Origin of the sequence: Sporosarcina sp. BI001-red (genome assembly GCF_003384035.1) — a bacterium.
GTDB lineage: Bacteria > Bacillota > Bacilli > Bacillales_A > Planococcaceae > Sporosarcina.
The window spans coordinates 221327-241758 of sequence record NZ_QQAK01000014.1 but is presented as its reverse complement, the minus strand read 5'-3'; the positions used below and the strand labels follow the sequence as shown (position 1 = coordinate 241758).

The 20432-nt window shown below is 41.1% G+C and carries 21 protein-coding genes and 1 pseudogene; 6 read left to right on the top strand and 16 right to left on the bottom strand.

Features of this window, described 5'->3' with window-relative positions:
* Positions 1-8 precede the first annotated feature (8 nt).
* From fabF to DVB69_RS14320, 4 genes are all read left to right on the top strand, one after another.
* On the top strand, positions 9-1244 hold the full coding sequence (fabF, locus tag DVB69_RS14335) for a beta-ketoacyl-ACP synthase II (protein ID WP_116019789.1): 1236 nt from the start codon (positions 9-11) through the stop codon (positions 1242-1244).
* A 241-nt stretch (positions 1245-1485) separates the two neighbouring features.
* Entirely contained in the window at positions 1486-1869 is a 384-nt protein-coding gene (locus DVB69_RS14330) for a BlaI/MecI/CopY family transcriptional regulator (RefSeq protein WP_199562873.1), read from the top strand.
* Positions 1866-3491, top strand: coding sequence for a M56 family metallopeptidase (locus tag DVB69_RS14325; RefSeq protein WP_116019787.1), 1626 nt, complete (start codon positions 1866-1868; stop codon positions 3489-3491). The genes DVB69_RS14330 and DVB69_RS14325 overlap by 4 nt, the downstream gene beginning before the upstream one ends.
* A gap of 217 nt (positions 3492-3708) precedes the next feature.
* Complete coding sequence (locus DVB69_RS14320) at positions 3709-4590, top strand: polysaccharide deacetylase family protein (RefSeq protein WP_370452991.1); 882 nt, start codon at positions 3709-3711, stop codon at positions 4588-4590.
* Positions 4591-5046: 456 nt separating this feature from the next.
* Here DVB69_RS14320 and yiaA read toward each other — a convergent pair whose 3' ends face one another.
* The 14 genes from yiaA to DVB69_RS14250 all read right to left on the bottom strand — a co-directional run bounded on the left by yiaA (position 5047) and on the right by DVB69_RS14250 (position 16563).
* Entirely contained in the window at positions 5047-5517 is a 471-nt protein-coding gene (gene yiaA, locus DVB69_RS14315; protein ID WP_116019786.1) for an inner membrane protein YiaA, read from the bottom strand.
* A gap of 283 nt (positions 5518-5800) precedes the next feature.
* Positions 5801-6253: a HicA family toxin-antitoxin system gene (locus tag DVB69_RS14310; protein WP_116019785.1), complete on the bottom strand. Its 453-nt coding sequence runs from the start codon at positions 6251-6253 to the stop codon at positions 5801-5803.
* A gap of 69 nt (positions 6254-6322) precedes the next feature.
* Positions 6323-6925 carry an ABC transporter ATP-binding protein gene (locus DVB69_RS14305; protein WP_116019784.1) on the bottom strand — a complete coding sequence of 201 codons (603 nt, stop codon included), beginning with the start codon at positions 6923-6925 and terminating at the stop codon, positions 6323-6325.
* Positions 6918-7856, bottom strand: a complete 939-nt coding sequence (locus DVB69_RS14300; protein ID WP_116019783.1) for an ABC transporter ATP-binding protein — start codon at positions 7854-7856, stop codon at positions 6918-6920. Before DVB69_RS14300 ends, DVB69_RS14305 begins: the two co-directional genes overlap by 8 nt.
* A 34-nt stretch (positions 7857-7890) precedes the next feature.
* On the bottom strand, positions 7891-8748 hold the full coding sequence (locus DVB69_RS14295) for an ABC transporter permease (protein WP_116019782.1): 858 nt from the start codon (positions 8746-8748) through the stop codon (positions 7891-7893).
* Positions 8745-9737, bottom strand: coding sequence for an ABC transporter permease (locus tag DVB69_RS14290; protein ID WP_116019781.1), 993 nt, complete (start codon positions 9735-9737; stop codon positions 8745-8747). The genes DVB69_RS14295 and DVB69_RS14290 overlap by 4 nt, the downstream gene beginning before the upstream one ends.
* Positions 9738-9752: 15 nt before the next feature.
* The gene (locus DVB69_RS14285; RefSeq protein WP_116019780.1) at positions 9753-11357 is read right to left on the bottom strand and encodes an ABC transporter substrate-binding protein; all 1605 of its coding nucleotides are present in this window, start codon (positions 11355-11357) and stop codon (positions 9753-9755) included.
* Positions 11358-11480: 123 nt separating this feature from the next.
* A complete protein-coding gene (locus tag DVB69_RS14280; RefSeq protein ID WP_116019779.1) occupies positions 11481-12308 on the bottom strand; it encodes an urease accessory protein UreD in 828 nt (275 codons plus the stop codon).
* Entirely contained in the window at positions 12301-12921 is a 621-nt protein-coding gene (ureG, locus tag DVB69_RS14275; RefSeq protein ID WP_116019778.1) for an urease accessory protein UreG, read from the bottom strand. The genes DVB69_RS14280 and ureG overlap by 8 nt, the downstream gene beginning before the upstream one ends.
* Before the next feature lie 97 nt (positions 12922-13018).
* A complete protein-coding gene (locus DVB69_RS14270) occupies positions 13019-13705 on the bottom strand; it encodes an urease accessory protein UreF (RefSeq protein WP_116019777.1) in 687 nt (228 codons plus the stop codon).
* On the bottom strand, positions 13698-14156 hold the full coding sequence (gene ureE / locus DVB69_RS14265; RefSeq protein WP_116019776.1) for an urease accessory protein UreE: 459 nt from the start codon (positions 14154-14156) through the stop codon (positions 13698-13700). Before ureE ends, DVB69_RS14270 begins: the two co-directional genes overlap by 8 nt.
* Before the next feature lie 12 nt (positions 14157-14168).
* Complete coding sequence (ureC, locus tag DVB69_RS14260; RefSeq protein WP_116019775.1) at positions 14169-15881, bottom strand: urease subunit alpha; 1713 nt, start codon at positions 15879-15881, stop codon at positions 14169-14171.
* The gene (locus DVB69_RS14255; protein WP_116019820.1) at positions 15878-16201 is read right to left on the bottom strand and encodes an urease subunit beta; all 324 of its coding nucleotides are present in this window, start codon (positions 16199-16201) and stop codon (positions 15878-15880) included. The genes ureC and DVB69_RS14255 overlap by 4 nt, the downstream gene beginning before the upstream one ends.
* 59 nt (positions 16202-16260) lie before the next feature.
* Positions 16261-16563: an urease subunit gamma gene (locus DVB69_RS14250; RefSeq protein WP_116019774.1), complete on the bottom strand. Its 303-nt coding sequence runs from the start codon at positions 16561-16563 to the stop codon at positions 16261-16263.
* An 884-nt stretch (positions 16564-17447) separates the two neighbouring features.
* Here DVB69_RS14250 and DVB69_RS14245 point away from each other — a divergent pair.
* Positions 17448-17648: pseudogene (locus DVB69_RS14245) on the top strand (IS5/IS1182 family transposase); the annotation flags it as partial.
* Between the two features lie 140 nt (positions 17649-17788).
* Here the strand turns inward: DVB69_RS14245 and DVB69_RS14240 are convergent.
* Together DVB69_RS14240 and DVB69_RS14235 are read right to left on the bottom strand one after the other, a co-directional pair.
* The gene (locus tag DVB69_RS14240; RefSeq protein ID WP_116019773.1) at positions 17789-18415 is read right to left on the bottom strand and encodes a nucleotidyltransferase family protein; all 627 of its coding nucleotides are present in this window, start codon (positions 18413-18415) and stop codon (positions 17789-17791) included.
* Positions 18412-19398: an XdhC family protein gene (locus tag DVB69_RS14235; protein ID WP_116019772.1), complete on the bottom strand. Its 987-nt coding sequence runs from the start codon at positions 19396-19398 to the stop codon at positions 18412-18414. Before DVB69_RS14235 ends, DVB69_RS14240 begins: the two co-directional genes overlap by 4 nt.
* A 146-nt stretch (positions 19399-19544) precedes the next feature.
* On the opposite strand from DVB69_RS14235, the gene DVB69_RS14230 reads away from it, so the two are divergent.
* Complete coding sequence (locus tag DVB69_RS14230; protein WP_116019771.1) at positions 19545-20420, top strand: YIEGIA family protein; 876 nt, start codon at positions 19545-19547, stop codon at positions 20418-20420.
* The last annotated feature ends 12 nt before the right edge of the window (positions 20421-20432 follow it).

Sequence of the window (20432 nt, the reverse complement as noted above, 5' to 3'; positions counted from 1 at the left end):
GAAATTAGATGAAACATAGAGTAGTAGTAACAGGATACGGAGTTGTATCTCCATTAGGAAATGATGTAGAGACGCTTTGGGAAAATATTAAAAGTGGAAAATCTGGTATTCAACCCATTGAATCTGAAGAATTCAAAGAGATTAATACGAGGATTGCAGGACTTGTATCTGACTTTGAAGCGGAACAGTACTTTGACAAAAAAGAACTGGGGAAATACGATTTGTTTGCGCAATATGCTTATGTAGCTGCAAAACAAGCTATCGAACAATCTGGAATTGGTGAAGACTCAGTGGATAAGGAGCGCGTTGGTGTCTATGTAGGTTCAGGAATTGGCGGAATAGACACGGTTATGGAAAACCATAAAGTCCTCCTGGATAAAGGCGTTAGAAGAGTATCACCATTCATGGTGCCGATGATGATTAGCAATATGGCAGCAGGCATTATTGCCATTAAAAATGGATTAAAGGGTCCAAGTTTTTCTCCTGTTTCAGCCTGTGCAACAGGCAATCATGCGATTGGAGAAGCATATTTAAACATTTTACACGGATACTCTGATGCGATTGTGGCAGGTGGTGCTGAGGCAAGCATTAATCCACTGTCGTTTGCAGGTTTCTCGAAAATGAGAGCGATGTCTACACGCAATGATTCACCTGAACAAGCAAGCAGACCTTTCGATAAAAGTCGTGATGGATTTGTCATGTCTGAAGGATCCGGTATTCTCGTGTTAGAAGAGTATAATCATGCGATCAAACGCGGTGCAACTATCCTAGGAGAAATTGTAGGATATGCGTCAACAACGGATGCCTTCCATATCACGTCTCCAGATTTCGATGGGGCTGCCAGAGCTATGAAATTGGCGATGGAACGGGCACAAGTAAATCCAGAGGATATATCCTACATTAATGCCCACGGAACGAGTACGTCAGAAGGAGATATTTCAGAAACAAAAGCGATAAAATCAGCATTTGGTGACCATGCGTATAAGTTGAAAGTCAGCTCGACGAAGTCTATGACAGGACATCTATTTGGGGCAGCAGGCGGAATTGAATCCATAATTACGCTGAAGAGTATAGAGCAAAACCTTGCACCAGCGACTATCAATTTAGATACACCGGATGAAGATTGCGATCTAGATTATGTCCCAAATGAAGCGGTGGAAATAGAAATGAACTATGCAATTTCAAATGGATTTGGGTTTGGCGGACACAATGCTGTACTTGTTTTTAAGAAGGTTCAACCATGAACGGGGATATGCCCATGCAACTTTCAAGACTAACAAATAGCACTAGAATCCCGAAGAGTCTAGACTGAATCTTATACAACGTACTTAAAATAAACGAATTGGCATCTCCAATAGGGGATGTCTTTTTCATGTTTGAAAAAGATAGACATATTTTTAAAATCTATATTGACATTTCATTCTACAAGTGTAGAATATAAAAATATAAACGTTCTACACTTGTAGAATGAAAGGGAGGAACACGATGAAAAGATTGCCGGATTCAGAGTTGGAAATCATGTTGATTATTTGGGAGGCAAACGAGGGCGTAACACGCACTTATATCCAAGAGCATCTAGAACAATCCAAAGTGCTCGCACCTACTACGATTCTCTCGTTCCTATCAAGACTGACAACGAAAGGGTTTTTGCGGATCGAAAAGGAAGGAAAGACCAACCTTTATACTGCGCTAGTTAGTCAAGAAGACTATGCGCATAAGGAAAGTAAGAAAATGTTGGAGCGATTCTTCGGGAATTCCGTGAAAGACTTTGTAGTTCAACTGAACGATAGTAAAGCTGTAGATAAGAAAGAAATCCAAGAATTGAGAGAGTTTCTAGATAGCTTATCCCCTGAGGATGAAGGCAGATGATTCAAAAACTATTTCTGAATATGTTGGAAATATCTATACTTGTTTCCATCATCATTTTAGTCGTTTGCTTACTTTCACCTGTTTTGGATAAAAAGTATATTGCTAAATGGAAGTATGTTGTATGGCTTGGAATTACAGTTCGTCTACTCGTTCCCATCCCTATCACATTGCCGGATGCGCCCATACATATTAACCCGGGTCAAGTGATACAAGAGTCCGCTAACTGGCAAGCGAGTTTATTCCCAAATCAACTAGTAACTGAGGGATTAAATAGCCAGAATGCAGTCGGAAGTTCTATTAAAAAACCAGATAACTTCTTTTCCAATCTAACACTGCTTAATGTAGCGATTGGAATTTGGCTAGTCGGAACAGTAATCTTTTCTGTGTATCATCTAGTTGGTTATTTGAATTTCACAAGAAACAGCAAACGGTGGTCATTGGCAAGGACTCCTGAGCAAGAAAAGTTATTTGCTCAAGTAAAGTCGGATATGAACATTCGGAGAAATGTCTCATTACGCCGTTCCAAGATTGTAAAAAGCCCGATGATGTATGGAATAATTCAACCAACTGTAATCATCCCTCATACGGAATACTCGGAAACAGACTTGTACTTAATTTTAAAGCACGAATTGACGCACTATAAACGACATGATATTGAATTGAAATTCGTACTGTTTTTAGTTAGGTCGTTCTATTGGTTCAATCCGTTTGTCCACCTTTTAGCAAAGAAATTCAATGAAACCATTGAGCTGATTTGTGATGAGAATGTGGTGAGTGGAAAAGATAGTAGTTATAAAAAAAGATACATGGAAACCATTTTACATTCAGTTGAGCAACAAACGAGCAAGTCGAGCATCTTTACATCAAATTATAATGGAGGATTGAAAGTCGTGAAAAAAAGATTTAAAAACATTTCATTCAATGGAAACAAAAAGAAGGGGATTGTCGCGTTATCAGCATTTGCAGTTGTTTGCGTAGCATCCAGCTCACTCGTGGTGTTCGGTTCTAATACAGGTCAGGCAGACGCGAAGAAGGCGGTTGAAGAATCTCCAACAACGTCATATAAAGAAAATAGTACATTGTCAAAAGGAAAAGCCGAAGCGCACCAGACCTCAGAAAAAATCGTCGGTATTCAGGCAGAATCAGAGCGTAACATAGAGCTTGAAAAAACGATCATCAACTATTTTGATATTCCCAAGGAAGACCTAGGGACTACCAAATACTATTATAACTACGTTGACTTAGATGGAGATGGGAAAGACGAAATCCTCACTGTTGTCATGGGACCTTATTCAAGCGGTTCTGGAGGAAGCACGGCATTGCATGTAACGCAAAAAGATAATGGCGAGTTGCAAGTAAAACAGGCACTCACGCTCATACAAACTCCAATCATTATAAGCGATAAAGTCACAAACGGATCTAAGGAAATCGTAGTGATGAATAGCGGTGGAGGGGCGGAAGGAAATTATGTGACGCTCACTGCAAACGAAGGGAAGTACAACGGTGTGAATGACGGTACCCCAATTAAAGGGCTGGAAGGAATTACGGGTCAGGCAATCATCAACAATGATATTGCTAAAGACATGGAAGAAGATAAGGGGCTGTATTTGCAAGAAAAGTAACCATCCCAACTCTTTGCCGAGTTAAGGGGGGAGCTTTCACTTCTGAGTTTCCTTTGAATAACATAAGTAATGTATAGCACCGTTAATTACCATCTAGCAGTAGCGGATATCTAACACCATCTGCTACTGCCTTTATTCTAATTCAAGGTCATTTTACTTACATAAGAACACTTCTATACTTAATGGTCATACAACATAACAGGAGGATTAGTTCCGCATGAAGACACCCAGATTTGAAACTCGTAAAAAAAGAAAGAGATTAAAAATGCGTTATTTAGCAATTCTGTTTGTCTTTCTGTTTGCAACCGGTTTTTTTATAGGAAAAACCTATTCTGTTTCTGAACCTTCAGCAACGCTTGGAACTATTAAAAAAGGTGAACTGCCTATTCCAAAACTTGTTGCACCGATTATTATAAACCCTGTTGAAAAAGAATCTGTTGTTGAAAAGCACAAAGTAGATCATTCCGATTTAGAGGAAAAACCAGTAGGTAAGGTAGTCTACTTAACATTCGATGATGGACCAAGCAGGTTAACCAACCAGTTTCTCGACGTGTTAAGTGAGAATGATGTTTTGGCTACGTTCTTCATGCAAGGAAGCAACTTAAAAAAAGAAATCCTTCAAGATAGTGTAAGGAGAGCAGTAAAGGAAGATCATTACGTAGGTGGCCATAGTATGACGCACAATTATAAAACCTTATACACAAATCAACAATTTGTCCCTGAGATGAAAGAAACACTTAACTTAATACATGAAATTACAGGAACTACCCCACATTTAGTGCGTCCCCCTTATGGATCTGCCCCTGGTTTGCAGAACGAAAAAATTCGACAGCAACTAGAAAACGAGGGGATTAAAATTTGGGATTGGACGATTGATTCGAATGATTGGAAACTTCGAGGAAAGCCCTCTCAAATTATCGAAAACATAAAAGGCGGTACCACTAGGGATAGAGAAGTTGTCCTGATGCACGAAAAACCCCAAACCTTGGCGGCATTACCAGAAATCATTCAATTCTACAAAGAGCAAGGATACAAATTCGGTGTCTATGACGACGAGCATCACTTTGTTCTCAACTTCCAGAACGATGATGCGCTTTAAGCGTTTTTCTGCACAAATGGGTAGACTCCATTTTTCTATTCCTGTTCAGTTCTTCGAACAACTTGACTATTTCATAGCTTAATTTCTCCTTCATAAAGACTAAAATGGAAAGGTACTTTATGAGATAAAAAAACTATATCAAAGCTTTTATTCGATCAATTCATCAGCGCCATTGGAATTCTTAGTAAGATTTACTTTGGTTTGACTTCGACAGCTTGGGCTGTCACTGGTGAATTCACTTGTCTTGGGGGAGATCTCCTAAAACTATTGGGAGTAGAAGAAGCAATTGCCCATGGCTACGCGTTTGCATAAGGTCCGATTAAGTATAGTCAAGAGTATCCTTTTTATATGTATGCGTAATATAGAGTGGATTAACCTGCACTATCGAAAAAAGGTGGCTCCAAAGTCCATTTGACTTTGGAGCCACCTTTTTTTAGATAAATGAGAGACTCTAACTTAATTATTTTCTCTAACCTTCTGTGTATCCCGGACGTTTTTCTGAACCGTGATGGCTGCAAAAATACTCAAAACAAATGCCATTCCATAAAAGCCTTTTTCACTCAAAATGATACTGCCAGCATTGTATAACCCGATTGCCATAAGTGAAATGGCTACAATAAGGGCAAACCAGCTCAGTCCATAGTAAATGTTGGTGACGGGGATATCCTCATCTTTGTCTCGCACTGCTTTTTGCAGGGAAACTGCTGCATAAAGACCGAATATCAAAATAGCAAAGTAGTATCCTTTCTCATTCAGCTCCATCGCAGCATTAAACAAACCGAAGAGATACGCACTGATACCGATGATGAGCGCTACCCAGGAAGCGCCTTTAAATGCGGGAGTAGGTTCCCCGTCTTTTCGGTCAACTTTGCGTTTAGGTTCATCTGTACGTTCTCTATCAAAAAAGTCTTTATGATCATTCGTCATTGGAAGTTTCTCCTCCTCTTTTTTCAACCTTATATCCAAACGTGCTCTATAGCAACCCTTTTTGAACTATTACGTTAATTTGTTGGAAAAGGATAATTTTCTACATGGAGTAGTATATGTGAGGAAGGCACATTGTGATTCCGATTGGATTGATGTGAAGAGAAGAGCTGCGTAGCAGGAAGGAGGTGTTCGCGACAAATAATCTATTTGAACTTCAAGTGAATACAAAAAAATTAGCGAAAAAGCCGGTTAAGGCTTCATCACTAATCTTTCTTGTCTTGTCCTAATTCGTTTCATCCAAATGTGATTTTATTTTCTGTTGAACTTGTTTCTCGATTTTTTCGACCTTAGCATTATTCACCTTGCGCCGCGGTTTTGGGTGGAACCATTCCAGCTTACCCTGACGCAACAACCCTTTGTACTCCTCACCATCAATCAGTAGTTTAAATTGAAGGGCTTTATGGACTTGTTGATTAAACATGGGCGTCACTTCAAATTCATCAAGTTCTTCATCAACTGGATCGACTTTGTTATCATCTAACAGTCTGAAAACCTCTGATTCAACCCACAGTAGCTGTTCTTCATCTAAATCTTGTTTAGGGTGTGGGTTCAGCCAATGAATTTCACCTTCAAGGTAATCACCTTTGTACTCCTTGCCATCGAGAGAGAAACTAAATTGGTTTCTTTCATAAATGCGATTATCATAAATTGTTTCTACTTCAAAATCATCAACCATTTCTAAACCCCTCCTAAAAATGGATTAATTCTCTATCATTATAAGTTGAAGTATAAATAACTGATAACGTTAGTGCAACTGATTGAAATCGATTACACGGTCACATATTCTTTCTAATAACTGTTCATCATGGCTAATCACAAGAACACCAATAGCGCGTTTCTTAGCAAGTTGAAGAATGGTGTACCAGATTTGAGCTTGGGTGATTGCATCCAACATGGTCGTCATCTCATCCGCAATCAGATACTCTGTATTGGGCGCGAGCGCGCGAGCAACACAAAAACGCTGCAATTCACCACCTGATAGTTCGCTAGGATAGCGTGTCATCCATGAGGGAGCGATACCTAAAGCGTCAAAAATCCTTGGATCAACATTTCCTGCTTCAGCAAGTACGTTTTTCATCTTCCATCTTGGATTAATTGCTTTTTCAGGGTGCTGCCAGACTAACTGTACCGGATTTGGACCTGTGGATTTAACTTTTTTCTCATTCACTTTCACGATACCTTCTTCAGGCTTTAAGTAATTCGCTATGACCTGAGCCAAAGTGGTCTTCCCAGAACCACTTTTTCCATAAAGACCTACAATCTCGCCAGGTGCAATGCTCAAGGATAAGTTTCGAAACAACCATGGTTGTCTTGTATGGCGATAACTGACTCCTTCGACTTCAAGCATGGAAACACCTCACCATGCCGTTATCAACCATCTTTGCTTCCGGTTGTTGCTGTGCACAAAGATCGGTTGATAATGGACATCGGCATCTATACACACATCCAGTAGGTGATTTCTCAGTAAATTTCTGTACTTCGAAGGTGGGAAAGAAGTTGTTTTGCGGTAATGCGTTCCAGAGCGCTCTTGAGTATGGATGTCGAAGCGAGTTTCCTGTTCCTGAAAAGTCTTTTGCATTAGCGACCTCAAGGGTTTGACCAGCATAAAAGACTGCAACCCTATCGGCAATACTATGTGCTGCATTGAGATCGTGGGTAATGAACATGACCCCTTTGCCAGAATCAGAGAGGTGTTTGATGAGTGCAAGGGTTTCATTGCGTGCATCAATATCTAATCCTGGGGTGGGTTCATCAGCAATAATAAGTTTTGCCTCGCTTGCCATTGCCATCGCAACGAGTACTCTTCTAGCCATCCCACCGGACAATTCGAATGGATAGAGGTCTCCGATTTCAGGTGGTAGACCAAGTTTTTTGAAAATATTTTTCCTTATGTTCTTCCTATCTTTCTTCTTGATGACTAGTTCAACCTGTTTACCGGTCTTCATCAATGGATCTAAGGCATTAATAGATTGGGGGATAAGGAAAATGTCCTTACCGCGTAACTGGATCTGTTTTTCAATAGTAAGCTCTTCACCTTCAAAATATAATTTCCCGCCAAGCTCAGCATTCTTCGGCAATATTCCTAAAATGGAGTTGGCGAGTAGGCTTTTACCTGAACCGCTCGCACCGACAACTGCTACAATCTCTTCACGATGTATGGTCATATCAAAGTTCGTAATTGCCACCGTCATCATCTTACGTAACTCTTTTCCATATTGATGAAAATGCAAGGATAACTGACGTACTTCCATCAATGGACGATACTTTTGTTCAATCATTCTATAAGCCACCTTCCAACTACAAATCTATCCTCTATAAATGATCTCCTGAAAATGGGTCAATCCATTTTTGGAGTTGACGTCCGAGAATGTCGAATATACCGACCATAACTAAAAGAGCAAGTCCTGGAAAGAGTGCCAACCACCACATACCTGTCGACAAATATCGCATTGCCTCCGATAGAATGATGCCGATTGCCGGTGTTTCTGGTGATAAACCGAATCCGAGGAAGGTAATGGCTGCTTCATGTAAAATAGCGTGTGGAAACAATAGAATAGAGCCAATTAGCAACTGTGGAAGCAAATGTGGCAATACATGGTGTGCGGCTACCCATGCTTTGGTTTTTCCTAGTTTCTGTGAGATGGCGACGTACTCTGCAGAATTTATCTGTAATACTTCTGCTCGTAACAAGCGGGTCAGACTTGGCCAATGCGTGACAGCAAGACCGATGACGACTCCTTTAAAACCACCTCCGAGCGTGAAGGCTATCAATATTAAGAGGACGATATGCGGTACGCTAAGGAACAAGTCAATTAACCAGGTAACACAGACATCAACCGCTTTATTAGTCAGGGTGAGCAAGCTTAGCAGTAGCGCTATGAAACTACTGATGATCACAGATAGTAGACCAACGCCAAAACTCAAAGAGAGCCCTTTAAGTGTTCGCGCAAGCATGTCGCGGCCCATCCAATCCGTTCCGAAAAGGTGCTCCAATGAGGGCGCGATATTTCTTAGCTGTAAGTCAACGACCAATTTGTCGGGAGTAATAAAAAAACTGCTAATGAGCATGCCTACCAATATAGATAGCGATACTGAAACGATGACAGTAGATTTCACTCGCAGACTCCACATGTTCTTTCGCTTTCGTATGATGTTGTTTGAAACACTCATGTGGTTCTTCTCCTTCTCACCCGTGGATCAATCACTTGATACAACAGATCCGCAGTCAAGTTGCCGGCAAATACGAATAACGTACTAAAGAGGACGATTCCTAAAAGAAGGGGCACGTCACCGCCTAGACCCGCTTGGACAACGGCCTGACCAAGACCTGGATAGGAAAATACCTGTTCCGCGAGAACTGCTCCGCCAAAAAGTTCACCAAACGATGCGAAATGTAGGGAAATGGCAGGTAACGAAATACTTCTAATCCCATGTCGCCAAAGTAATGAGAAGGAGTGCTCTCCCTTCGCTTTAGCGAAACGGATAAATTCACTATCCAGTACATCAATCAATTTTTGTCTCGTATGCAATGCGACATTAGAAATACCTACAATACTTAGTGTTAGTGCAGGTAAAAACAAATGTCTGATCCGCTCGTAAATTGTCACGTCTTCATTCAATATCCCGGCAGGCGAGGCCAGTCCGACAGGAAACCAACCAAACCATACTGAAAAGCACATCAGTAAAAGTAATCCAAGCCAAAATGCTGGCGTGGAAGCGATGGTGAAACAGAATCCTTTTATCGCCACATCTAGCCAAGTTTCTTTTCGCATGCCGGCGATGATGCCAAGGAGATAACCGAGAATTCCGGATATCGCCCAAGCTATCCCCATTAAAGCGAGTGAAGCGAAAAAGCGTTCAGCAATTACATCAGCAACAGAGGTTCGAAAGGTCAATGAGGTACCGAGATTGCCATGTAAAACTGCATTCGCCCAATGGGAGAATCGCGTTGTATAGGTATCATTCAATCCCCAATAGGCAGCGATGTTGTCTCGTTGCTCAGGGCTGACACTTGTCATATCCGCACCGATATAGGATTGGATAGGATCCACAGGGGAATGGCTAACAAGTGTGAAAGAGATAATACTGACTGCAACTAATAGAGATGCTAGCTTAAGTGTGTTTTTTACAATGAACCAAGTTCCTTTTTTGGCATACAAAGTATATCCCTCTTTCTACTCTTTCCAATGCCATTGTGAAATGTAGTCAGTCATTGGCCAGCCGTGTCCATGTGGTTGGATTTTTTGTGGTCCTATTTCTAAATCATCTCGTACGAAGTAAAGGTGTTTCATATTAAGTAGCCATACCCATGGCGTATCTCCTTTAGCTGAAAAGCCTGTTGAGCCATCCCACTGTGCCTTTTTCCAATACTCATTTGCTTCTTCTGGGTCTTGGGAGTTCATAGCCTTTTCCATGTAGTCATCAACAGTTGGGTTTGAATAATAGTTGGTATTGTAGAAATCCTGACCCATTGTCGTGCTGCTGTATATATTAAACATTTCGAGCGGGCTATTACTGCCCCATCCCATCATGACAGGATTCGAATACATAACATGAACGAGTTCGTTCCAGTTTTCACCTTTGGTTGTGATGTCGATGCCAAGCGGTTTCATTGCGTCGGCGAAAGCGAGCGACAAGGATTGACGAATTTGGTCATCTGCAGGGTAATACAAAGTGAGTGCTGCTTTAATGCCATCTTTTTCTTGGATCCCGTCTTCATTTAGTTTCCAACCAGCGGCATCGAGAACTTCTTTTGCTTCTTCTAGATTTCCGTCTTCAATGACTGTTTCAGAATTCCACCATGGCAAATGATCTGCTACAGTAAATGCTTTCGTTCCAAAGCCTTCAATGACTCCATCTACTAAATTTTGTCGATTGACTGCAATGTTAAGTGCTTTGCGGATTGCCTTATCTGCGGTGACATCATTGCCGATTGGATCTCCCTCTGCAGTTTGTTCACCAGAAGGAACGTAGGGCAGAATGATCCCTCTGTTATCGACACTATCTAGTTGTACTAGCGTCATGTTTGGAATTTCTTGCTTGGCAAAGGAAGGCGTAACATATACAATGTCTGCTTGTTGTGACTTTGCAGCTGCAAATGCCGCATCTTCTGACAGAAAGAGGAATGTGAGTTTTTTGAAATAAGGCTCTTCTCCGTAATAAAGAGGATTAGCCTGAACGATCAATTGCTGACCTTTATTCCACTGTACAAGCTCAAACGGCCCCGACCCGATTGGATGTGTACGATACGAATCGTCATAAGCGTGTTCAGGGACGATTCCCATTGTTGCAAGGGAATAGAGGAAAGTAGAGTTAGGTTGTTTCAATGTGAAAGTGATTGTATTCTCATCTACTTCTTCTACTTTTTCCAGGTTCGTCAAATCGACGACAGACCCGCTGTTTTTCGCCGTTTCAAACGTGAAGTGTACGTCCTTGGCTGTCAGTGGTTCACCATCAGAAAACTTGACGTCATCCCGGATGTGTACTGTCCATATCTTACCGTCTTCGCTGACATCGTAGGCTGTTGCCAAATCATTTTGTACGTTGAAATCTTTATCGAACGTCACTAATGTACTCTGAAATAAAGGGGAGCCATAGTGACCCCATCCTGTTGTGGGGTCAAAGCCTTCATCGGGCTCCCCACCAATGGCAAGAGTTAGCGCATCTTTCTCTTTAGTTGCTGTGTTGGATTTGTTAGAAGGCTTCTCTGTATCCGAACAGGATGCTAGTAAACTTGCGCTGACTGATAAAATAAGTAATAGAAAAAGCGTCTTTTTCATAGGTCTACTCCTCGCATATGTTGATGTGCCTAAATAAGCATTAATTAAACAAATAGAGCAGAAAAAAATACATCTCCCAGCAGAGTGCTAGGAGGTTTATTTTTTTATAAGAACCCAATTCCTTTAATATTTCCGAAGGGGATTGGGCTCGGTACCGAACCATTCTTTATTAACTAAAGAGTGGCAATCTGCAAAAATACGTTCAATTAATTGTGTTGTGTTTGCCATTACCCGAATTGACAGCCCAGCTTTAGCTAACTGGGAAATGCCCACCTTAAACTTTCCGCTTTGATCATTGATAACTTCAACTAACTTTTCTTCCAATTCAACATCGGACTGCTCGCTGACAATTAAAAATGAACCTAGGTGTGTGTACCCTTCCATTACCCCGATACTATCCATCGGTTTTTCATGAGGATTCAAGTGAATATGGTCGAAAACAATTAGCTCGTTCTCTAAGTAAACTTCAGTTTTCAATCGAATTGAATCATAGCTGAAAGCTTCACCATCGGGTGACCATCCAGGTGTTAGAATGTCTGTATATAAAAGCGATGCACCTTTATCCATGCGGAAAATTGTCTTTTGATAATAGCTAGCACCTTTGTATGCAATCAAGGGGTCAGGTAAATATTGAAGGTGACTGCCTACTTGTAGAAAAATTTCTGCTTCCTGATATGCGTGTTTTGTCGGTGTTCGGTATACCTTTGTAGCAGATTGGGTCGTTAAGGTAACCATTGCCTGTTCACCAACAGTTATACGCATCCGATACGTATCGCCATCCAAATATCCACCACCAGGGTTGAGCAAATAATAACAAGGCTGATTGGAACGATTGTGATAAACGGGGCGCATCACTTTGAAAGCCCCTTGAAAAAACACATTTTTAGTTATGGTTTTTCCGTATTGGTTTTTCTGGGCATCAAGCTCCAGAATGCCAGTCCAATCAGACATTTTTCTCTAACCCATTGAGAAGTGCGTCCTGATTGATCCAATCGATCACTTCGTTAAGTCCATCCTCGCTTTTGAGATTGGTAAAAACAAAAGGTTTATCTTTACGGAATATCTTCGTATCCGATGCCATCACATTCAAGTCTGCACCGACTAAAGGTGCCAAATCAGTTTTGTTAATGACGAATAAGTCCGCTTTGATCATCCCTTGTCCACCTTTACGGGGGATTTTTTCACCTTGGGCGACATCAATGATATAAATCGAGAAATCTACTAATTCCGGACTGAATGTTGCTGCTAAATTATCTCCCCCACTTTCAACGAAAATTAGTTCCACGTCAGGGTGTCTTTCTTGTAATTCTTCGATAGCAGATACATTCATCGAAATATCTTCACGAATTGCTGTATGCGGACAGCCACCCGTTTCCACTCCAATAATACGGTTTTCAGGTAAAATACCGTTCTGTACTAAAAACTTTGCGTCTTCTTTTGTATAAATGTCATTCGTGATAACGGCCATACTAATCTCTCTGCTTAAATGTCTAGTTATCTTTTCGATGAGCATCGTTTTACCTGCACCTACAGGGCCACCTACACCGATTTTTAGAGGTTCCATTAACCAACACATCCTTTTGAAAAATAAGTAACTTCTCTTCAGTTAGACAACAATAAACTATTTCACAAACCATCCTTCTTTACAAATACTGGGAGTCTTAAGAAGAAAAAATACGTATATGCACACGTTCATGTTGCATCTGCGCTAATTCGATACCAGGGGAAACGACACCCAAATCTTCCTCGTCTAAAAGGTTTATCTTTTCAACAGTTTCAATTAGATTATTTTGCAGTGAATAGATAATCTGCTGACCTGATGTTTGTCCAAGTGGGATAGCGCGTACGGCGTTCTGTACTAAATTGATGACCGATGTATACAGGTAATACAAAACAGTCGTATCACGATCTACTTTTAGAAAGTGTCCTGCAATCGTAAAGACGATAACTGGGTGACCGAATGCACCGTTTTTCTTAATACATTCTTGGTATACAGCTAACATAGGGGCTTCATAAAGCTTTTTCGCCATTTTTAGCATTTGCACGCCCATACGATGAGTCCCTTCCCGTGTCTCTCTTGCAAGACATTGAACTGTAAGCAATCGATCCAGCTCCCATATTCTGTCATAGTCTCCCGAGTCTAGTGCGTCATATACGAGCCTCGCTGCGAGGCCATCCGAGTATGTGAGCTGTTCTTCCAAGTACACATGTAGCCAATTAGAAAAAGTTTCTGCGTTGTGAACGAGGTCATTTTGAATATAGGTTTCCAATCCGAATGAATGACTGAACGCTCCCGTAGGAAAGTTTGAATCACAAAGCTGGAACAGGGATAACGTTTGATTATTCATCGTGGCTGTGTCCGATATGGCGGAACGCCTGCTTTACCTTTCTTTCTTCTCGTAAGTAAGGAATCTTCAATTCTTTTAATAAGTCCTCTACAAGATAGTCGTATTGAACGAGCATTTCGTCTCCTTCAAACTGTGCGGGAAGGTGACGATTGCCTAGTTGGTGCGCGATTTTACCCATCTCATAGATGCTACGAGGTTGAATGATTATCAGATCATCTGACAGAACATCGATGATGATCATATTCCCTTCATCCATATAGAGTACGTCGCCAGCTAGCAAGTCTTTAGGTTCTTTCAAGCGAATGCCAATCTCACGACCATGATCCGTAGTAATTCGAAAGATCCGTTTTACTAAGTGATCGCTTTCTAAATACACCTTTTCTTTATGGCGTTTCTTCAATTCTTCCTGTGATAATTGGTCTATATTAGTCACTACTTTTTCGATAATCATCAACTTTTCACCTCAAAATAAGAAATAGCGTTGACCCATAGGGACTTTATCCACCGGGTCACATGTAATTTTTTCACCATTAATTCGAACTTCATATGTCTGCGGATCCACTTCGATGTGAGGTGTTTCCGAATTCAACTTCATGTCTTTTTTTGTAAGGTCACGTATGCCGCGAACAGGTCGGATCATTTTTTCCAGACCTAGTCTTTCATGTACTTTGTCGTCATAGGCTGCTTGGGAAATGAAAGTCATTGAGCTTTTCGCCAATGTTTTTCCAAGTGAAGCGTATGAAGGTCGGTAGATCATTGGTTGAGGGGTTGGAATCGATGCATTGGCATCCCCCATCAAACTGTTGACAGTCAGACCGTTTTTTAGAATCATTTCTGGTTTTGCACCAAAAAACTTGGGATCCCATAAAACTAAATCAGCCATTTTTCCTACCTCAATCGATCCTACATACTCAGAAATACCGTGTGTAATAGCAGGGTTGATTGTGAATTTTGCGATATATCTTTTCACGCGATTGTTATCAGAGTAGTCAAAATCGCCTTTCATGATGCCAAGCTGTTTTTTCATTTTGTCTGCAGTCTGCCATGTGCGTAATCCTACTTCACCTATTCGTCCCATTGCTTGTGCATCTGAGCTAGTCATACTGAACACACCCATATCTTGCAATACATCTTCTGCAGCAATAGTTTCACTACGGATACGAGAATCTGCAAAGGCGATATCTTCTGGAACGGAAGGATTCAAATGGTGGCAGACCATCATCATATCTAGATGCTCGTCAATCGTGTTCACGGTGTACGGCATCGTTGGATTTGTAGAAGATGGTAGTACATTCATCATCCCCGCAGATTTGATCAAATCCGGAGCATGACCACCACCAGCACCCTCAGTATGATACATATGGATCACGCGATCTTTTACCGCGCGCATTGTATCTTCCATGAAGCCACCCTCGTTCAATGTATCTGCATGAAGGGCTACTTGAACATCAAATTTGTCAGCGACAGTTAATGAGTAATCCAATGAGGAAGTAGTCGCACCCCAATCTTCGTGTACCTTCAGACCAATAGCCCCTGCACGAATTTGTTCCGCCAACGGTTCTTCAGCTGCAGCATGTCCTTTGGATGTCAGGCCGACGTTGATAGGAAGTCCTTCTACTGCTTGTAGCATCGTGTGTATGTTGTACGGACCAGGAGTCACGGTGGTAGCGCGGGAACCAGCCCCTGGACCAACTCCACCTCCAATGAGTGTGGTAGTACCAGCGGTTAGAGCAACATTCACTTGTTCAGGATTAATAAAGTGAACATGTGTATCGATGCCACCAGCAGTAAGGATTTTCCCCTCACCAGCGATTACTTCTGTAGAGGCTCCAATTACTATATCGACATTGTCCATAATCAGGGGGTTTCCGGCTTTACCGATGCCAAAGATTTTCCCGTCACGAATACCGACATCTGCTTTATAAATACCTGTGTAGTCGAGGACAATGACACTCGTTATAATCACATCGGGGATACCATCGCCACGAGTGACGAGAGGATGCTGTCCCATACCATCACGAATGACCTTGCCTCCACCGAAAACAACTTCTTCTCCATATGTCGTGAAGTCCTTTTCAATTCTTATAAACAAATCGGTATCTGCAAGTCTAATGGAATCTCCAGTCGTTGGGCCATACATTTGTGCGTATTGCTCCCTTGACATTTTAAATGTCATTTCGATTCCTCACTTTCTAAAGGACCGTCTACTAGATTGTTGAATCCATACACTTTGCGTTCGCCGGCGTAGTCGATGAGTTCAATCTCTTTTTGATCACCAGGTTCAAAACGTACAGCAGCGCCTGCTGGAACGTTCAAACGTTTACCATAAGTTCTTTGTCGGTCAAACTTCAATGCGGGATTCACTTCGTAAAAATGGAAATGTGAACCGATTTGTACCGGTCGGTCTCCTGTATTGAGAACGGAAACTTGAATGCTTTCTCTATCAGCGTTACAGACGATAGGTTCGTCTTTTAAAATATATTCTCCAGGAATCATATTTCCATCGTTCCTTTCCATGCACAAAACGTGTTAAATGTGTGTGTCTCTAATGCCTCTTATCGAATCGGATCATGTACCGTCACAAGTTTTGTCCCATCTGGGAACGTGACCTCGACTTGGATGTCATCTATCATTTCGGGGATTCCTTCCATTACATCATCACGCGTTAAAATGGTTGCCCCGAAGGACATCAAATTAGCGACGGATTTGCCGTCTCGAGCACCTTCCATAATTTCATTTGTGATGTAAGCCATTGCTTCAGGGTGATTTAGCTTTAACCCTCGATCCTTTCTGCGTCTAGCTACGTCAGCAGCGACGACGATTAAGAGCTTATCGATTTCGCGTGGTAATAATTGCATGACTTGCTTAATCCTCCTCAAAGATAAATTTTCCTACTCCAAGTACTGTCAGAATATTCAAACTTTAAAAGAGCGAATAACTCATCACTTGTGAAAAAAATAACAAATTAAGGAAATTTAATAAAAGTTAATAAACCTTTCGAATGAAAATTTGAGAAAAAATAAAAACACTCATATTCCATAAGTAAGGAGGCTATTGCTTATTTAGTTGTAGGTAAAAGTTTCAATTGTGTGTCGTTATTTCAACGGGGTGTTGACAGAGATGGGGTTCTCCGAAACGACAAAGGAAGTTACGATATTATTAGCATGCATCGTGTAGGATGGATGATGCTGTTGTTATAAAGAGGCAGTCAAAAGCTTGCAGTTACTTGGAGTAGGGTGGTTTCATGAATCTACTTGTCGTAGACAAAGATATCTTGTTCACACCAGGCAATTCTCAGATTGCATTTGAGCCAAACCTAAGCGAAGACAGGAGATTATGAAACATTGAAACAGTAATGAGATTTGACCGTTCTAGACTATTTTAAATATTATGAGGGAAAAAGCAAGTCTAACAGCTTAATTTTCCTATTTTTTCTTAAATAAATGAATTTCATAATCCTAAGCCCTTATACCAAGGGTTTGAAGACGTCAAAAAAAGTACCTCCCCAAGTCTAGTATAATGGTAGTCGACTAAAACATACCAAAAGACTGGAGGTACTCCCTTTGACCATTATACGACAACAAAGCCTATTTTGGCATTCAAGAATTATATGAGATGGAACCTACCCAACAAAAGTAAGAAATTGTGGACGTAATTGATCTGAATGTAATTTTCTTTGAAGTCAATAAGAAAACCAATGTTTGTACACCTGTAGAGCTAAATTACGGTGCCAGCCCGATGATCAAAAGATTGGAAGAAAGTTTTTAAGCGTCGAATCGCTGTCGAGCGTGTGAATGCTTATCTCAAACAATTTTATCAGCTCAATAACGTACGATACAGAACCGAAAAACGAGCAAAAGTCCATTTTGATAGGATTGAATTGAATTACAAGGCTTCAAAACTAGCTGCAGATCGTATTAACCTGTCACTAAAAGTTCAATAAGCCGCATGATTTCTATTTTTGAAATACAAATTTAGCAACGGGTAGGCCTTTGTACTTTTAAAAAGAGAAATTATGAAATTGATTCAGTTACTATTCCTTTATCCATTTTCATTCTTTGAACGGGACAAAACAAAGTTAAGTCATTCCAACCTCATGACTATGGACTTTAACTCATTGAACGTTTCGTAATCTTTCTTTGTATCAACATCGAAGACAAGCCTTCTATCTGCACACGGTATTAATACGCCTTTTTGAAGAAAACTTCCCCGTAAGATTGCCCGTGCACCCTTGTCTCCGCGTAATTTCATGAGGTCACTATACATAGAAGATGAAAAGAGAACGGGTGGCATAATGGATTGGTCAACTGTTGTTGCAACAAAATCGAGTGCAGGGTTTTGTTTAAAGCGGTCAATTAGTCCGGAAATCATTTGCAGGGTGACAAATGGTTGATCTGCCAGCAAGACGATCACGCCCCTTGCTCCATTTTCTCGTGCCTGTGTAATCCCGCAGCGCAAAGATTCAGATTGGCCTTCATGGGAGGTAGTACATTTGATGATTTTACATCTAGCGTTCTCCTTCATCCTAGAGGGTATCCACTCCGCATGGTCGTATACCTTTGTAATTACGTACACTTCCTCAAGCGAAGATTTTAAAGCGGTTTCGAGGGCTAAGCTTCCTAACGTCATACTTCCAACAGGTAACGCTAACTTTTGAGACTTCATACGACTGCTGTTTCCAGCGGCGAGGAAAACGCCAACAATCTTCATAGGTTTTTTCCCTGTCTAACCGCGATGAGTTCAGCCACGATGCTGATCGCAATTTCGTCAGGTCCATCTGCACCTATTGAAAGCCCGATAGGTGTGTGGATTTCGCTTGGAATTTCCCCACCAAATAACCGACTTGATCTTTTTTTAGAACCCAGTATGCCAACGTACAACAACTTCAAGTTGAGTAAGTGCTCCACAATTGCTGCATCAGTTTGAAAGTCATGTGTCATGATAACGACGGAGTCTAGTGGACTAAAATTTACATGAGTAATTTGTTTTCGTATATCACCTATTTGGATTGATGTTGCAGTTGGAAAGTTGTGTTTGTTGCAGATTCCATCTCTCCAGTCGAACAGATGGACAGCATATCCAACCCGAGCAGCAAGCACGGCAAGGGGGCGTGCATCGACCCCTGCCCCTAATATGTAAAGGGCAGGCTCGGGCCAGATAAGTTGTGAATGGAATGTTTCCTCACCTATCTGGAATTGTCCGGCTTTAGTGTGGAATGGTCTCTCTATATCACGGTTTAACAGCACTCCCACATGGGATGAAACATCTTGATCCATGTAGGTATAATCATGGAAGTCTGTCATCGATTGCAATAAACGAACGGGTTCTTTTTTTAATAATTGTTTGTAGATAATGCCAAGAAATTGTCTGAAGTTCTCATCAATATCACGTACTAACACTGTTACAACTCCATTGCATCCTACTCCGCGTCCCCAGCCTAGATCATCTTCGGCACTAAGATCATAGTCTACAAATTCAGCTTTCCCAGTATGAAATAATTGGCTGGCCCGCGTCGACAAATCATTTTCCAGGCATCCGCCGCTAACTACACCTATGCGGTTCCCATTTTCTTGAAGGAGCATCCAAGCCCCTTCCTTCCGATAGGAAGATCCATCAACATTCACAATCATTGAAAGAACAACGGCTTGTGGATCATTTAAAATCGTTTTAATCATGTATTGGATGGAATCCATATGACCACCTCATTTCTTACAATCTACTATTGCCCATGAGTTTGCGTTCTATTCCAATACATCTTAATTGAAGTTGCCTTATATAGTTGCGTGGTTATGGAAAGGATATAAACAATACACGGGAGTTTTGTGAGGTGTGGTAGTGCATGCATAGTTATTTAATTCCGGTTTTGATGGGAGTCGTATTTGGGTTTTTGTCGAGGTTACTTTTGTTACGAACAGATTTCAGGCAATATCCCACGTATCCCACGGGAAGAATCATTCATCTCTCTTTTGGCTTTATTGCTGCATTCATTGGCTCTGTCGCAATGCCTGCAGTACTTGAGTCGAATTGGACGGCTGTTACCTTTTTAGGCTTAGCCGCAACTCAGTTTCGAGAAGTCCGAAAAATGGAAAGAGAGTCTTTGCAAAGTATCGATAATAGTGAACTAGTGAAGCGCGGTTTACCTTTTATCGAAGGTATGGCACAAGCATTTGAAAGTCGAAATTATTTGGTCATGTTTACTGCACTAATCACCACGTTTTGTGCAGTTTATTCACTTTGGTTAGGAATAATCTGTGGGATCATCCTTCTGCTCATAGTGAAATTCAACAAGTCAGGAAAAGTATTAAGTGCAATTGCGGATGTTAAAGAAGCCAAGATTCGTTTCGTAGGACCAACGCTTTTCGTAGACGATATCCTCATTAAAAATGTAGGACTTGAAGTAACAAGAAATGTAATTACAGAAAAAGCAGTAGGGGTAATTATTACTCCGAAAAACCAAAATAGTGTGGTCACATTGTCTTACCTTGGACAACGACAGGCAATGTTGCACCATGTAGCCACGGTCCTAGGAAGTTATTTGGACTCAGGCGAACAGGCATTAGTCCCCATTACGAAAAGAGATATGGAAGATGGTCGAATTGCCTTGTTCATGCTACCAAGCGAGAAGGACTTTCATCAAGTAAAGGCAGTGTTGGATAAAGTACCGATTTTGGATAGCGCAATCCGAATGCCTGAAGAAGCTGACAAAGGAAAGTAATGATATTCGGTA

What these genes read in the sequence shown, in the direction of transcription:
- DVB69_RS14320 (WP_370452991.1), top strand. Translation starts at nt 3,709, where the DNA reads ATGAAGACACCCAGATTTGAAACTCGTAAAAAAAGAAAGAGATTAAAA.
- DVB69_RS14310 (WP_116019785.1), bottom strand. Translation starts at nt 6,253, where the DNA reads ATGGTTGATGATTTTGAAGTAGAAACAATTTATGATAATCGCATTTAT.
- DVB69_RS14270 (WP_116019777.1), bottom strand. Translation starts at nt 13,705, where the DNA reads ATGAATAATCAAACGTTATCCCTGTTCCAGCTTTGTGATTCAAACTTT.
- DVB69_RS14250 (WP_116019774.1), bottom strand. Translation starts at nt 16,563, where the DNA reads ATGCAATTATTACCACGCGAAATCGATAAGCTCTTAATCGTCGTCGCT.
- DVB69_RS14285 (WP_116019780.1), bottom strand. Translation starts at nt 11,357, where the DNA reads ATGAAAAAGACGCTTTTTCTATTACTTATTTTATCAGTCAGCGCAAGT.
- ureE (WP_116019776.1), bottom strand. Translation starts at nt 14,156, where the DNA reads ATGATTATCGAAAAAGTAGTGACTAATATAGACCAATTATCACAGGAA.
- DVB69_RS14305 (WP_116019784.1), bottom strand. Translation starts at nt 6,925, where the DNA reads ATGCTTGAAGTCGAAGGAGTCAGTTATCGCCATACAAGACAACCATGG.
- DVB69_RS14300 (WP_116019783.1), bottom strand. Translation starts at nt 7,856, where the DNA reads ATGATTGAACAAAAGTATCGTCCATTGATGGAAGTACGTCAGTTATCC.
- ureG (WP_116019778.1), bottom strand. Translation starts at nt 12,921, where the DNA reads ATGGAACCTCTAAAAATCGGTGTAGGTGGCCCTGTAGGTGCAGGTAAA.
- DVB69_RS14240 (WP_116019773.1), bottom strand. Translation starts at nt 18,415, where the DNA reads ATGAAGATTGTTGGCGTTTTCCTCGCCGCTGGAAACAGCAGTCGTATG.
- yiaA (WP_116019786.1), bottom strand. Translation starts at nt 5,517, where the DNA reads ATGACGAATGATCATAAAGACTTTTTTGATAGAGAACGTACAGATGAA.
- DVB69_RS14325 (WP_116019787.1), top strand. Translation starts at nt 1,866, where the DNA reads ATGATTCAAAAACTATTTCTGAATATGTTGGAAATATCTATACTTGTT.
- DVB69_RS14280 (WP_116019779.1), bottom strand. Translation starts at nt 12,308, where the DNA reads ATGTCTGATTGGACTGGCATTCTGGAGCTTGATGCCCAGAAAAACCAA.
- DVB69_RS14235 (WP_116019772.1), bottom strand. Translation starts at nt 19,398, where the DNA reads ATGGATTCCATCCAATACATGATTAAAACGATTTTAAATGATCCACAA.
- ureC (WP_116019775.1), bottom strand. Translation starts at nt 15,881, where the DNA reads ATGACATTTAAAATGTCAAGGGAGCAATACGCACAAATGTATGGCCCA.
- DVB69_RS14230 (WP_116019771.1), top strand. Translation starts at nt 19,545, where the DNA reads ATGCATAGTTATTTAATTCCGGTTTTGATGGGAGTCGTATTTGGGTTT.
- DVB69_RS14255 (WP_116019820.1), bottom strand. Translation starts at nt 16,201, where the DNA reads ATGATTCCTGGAGAATATATTTTAAAAGACGAACCTATCGTCTGTAAC.
- fabF (WP_116019789.1), top strand. Translation starts at nt 9, where the DNA reads ATGAAACATAGAGTAGTAGTAACAGGATACGGAGTTGTATCTCCATTA.
- DVB69_RS14330 (WP_199562873.1), top strand. Translation starts at nt 1,486, where the DNA reads ATGAAAAGATTGCCGGATTCAGAGTTGGAAATCATGTTGATTATTTGG.
- DVB69_RS14295 (WP_116019782.1), bottom strand. Translation starts at nt 8,748, where the DNA reads ATGAGTGTTTCAAACAACATCATACGAAAGCGAAAGAACATGTGGAGT.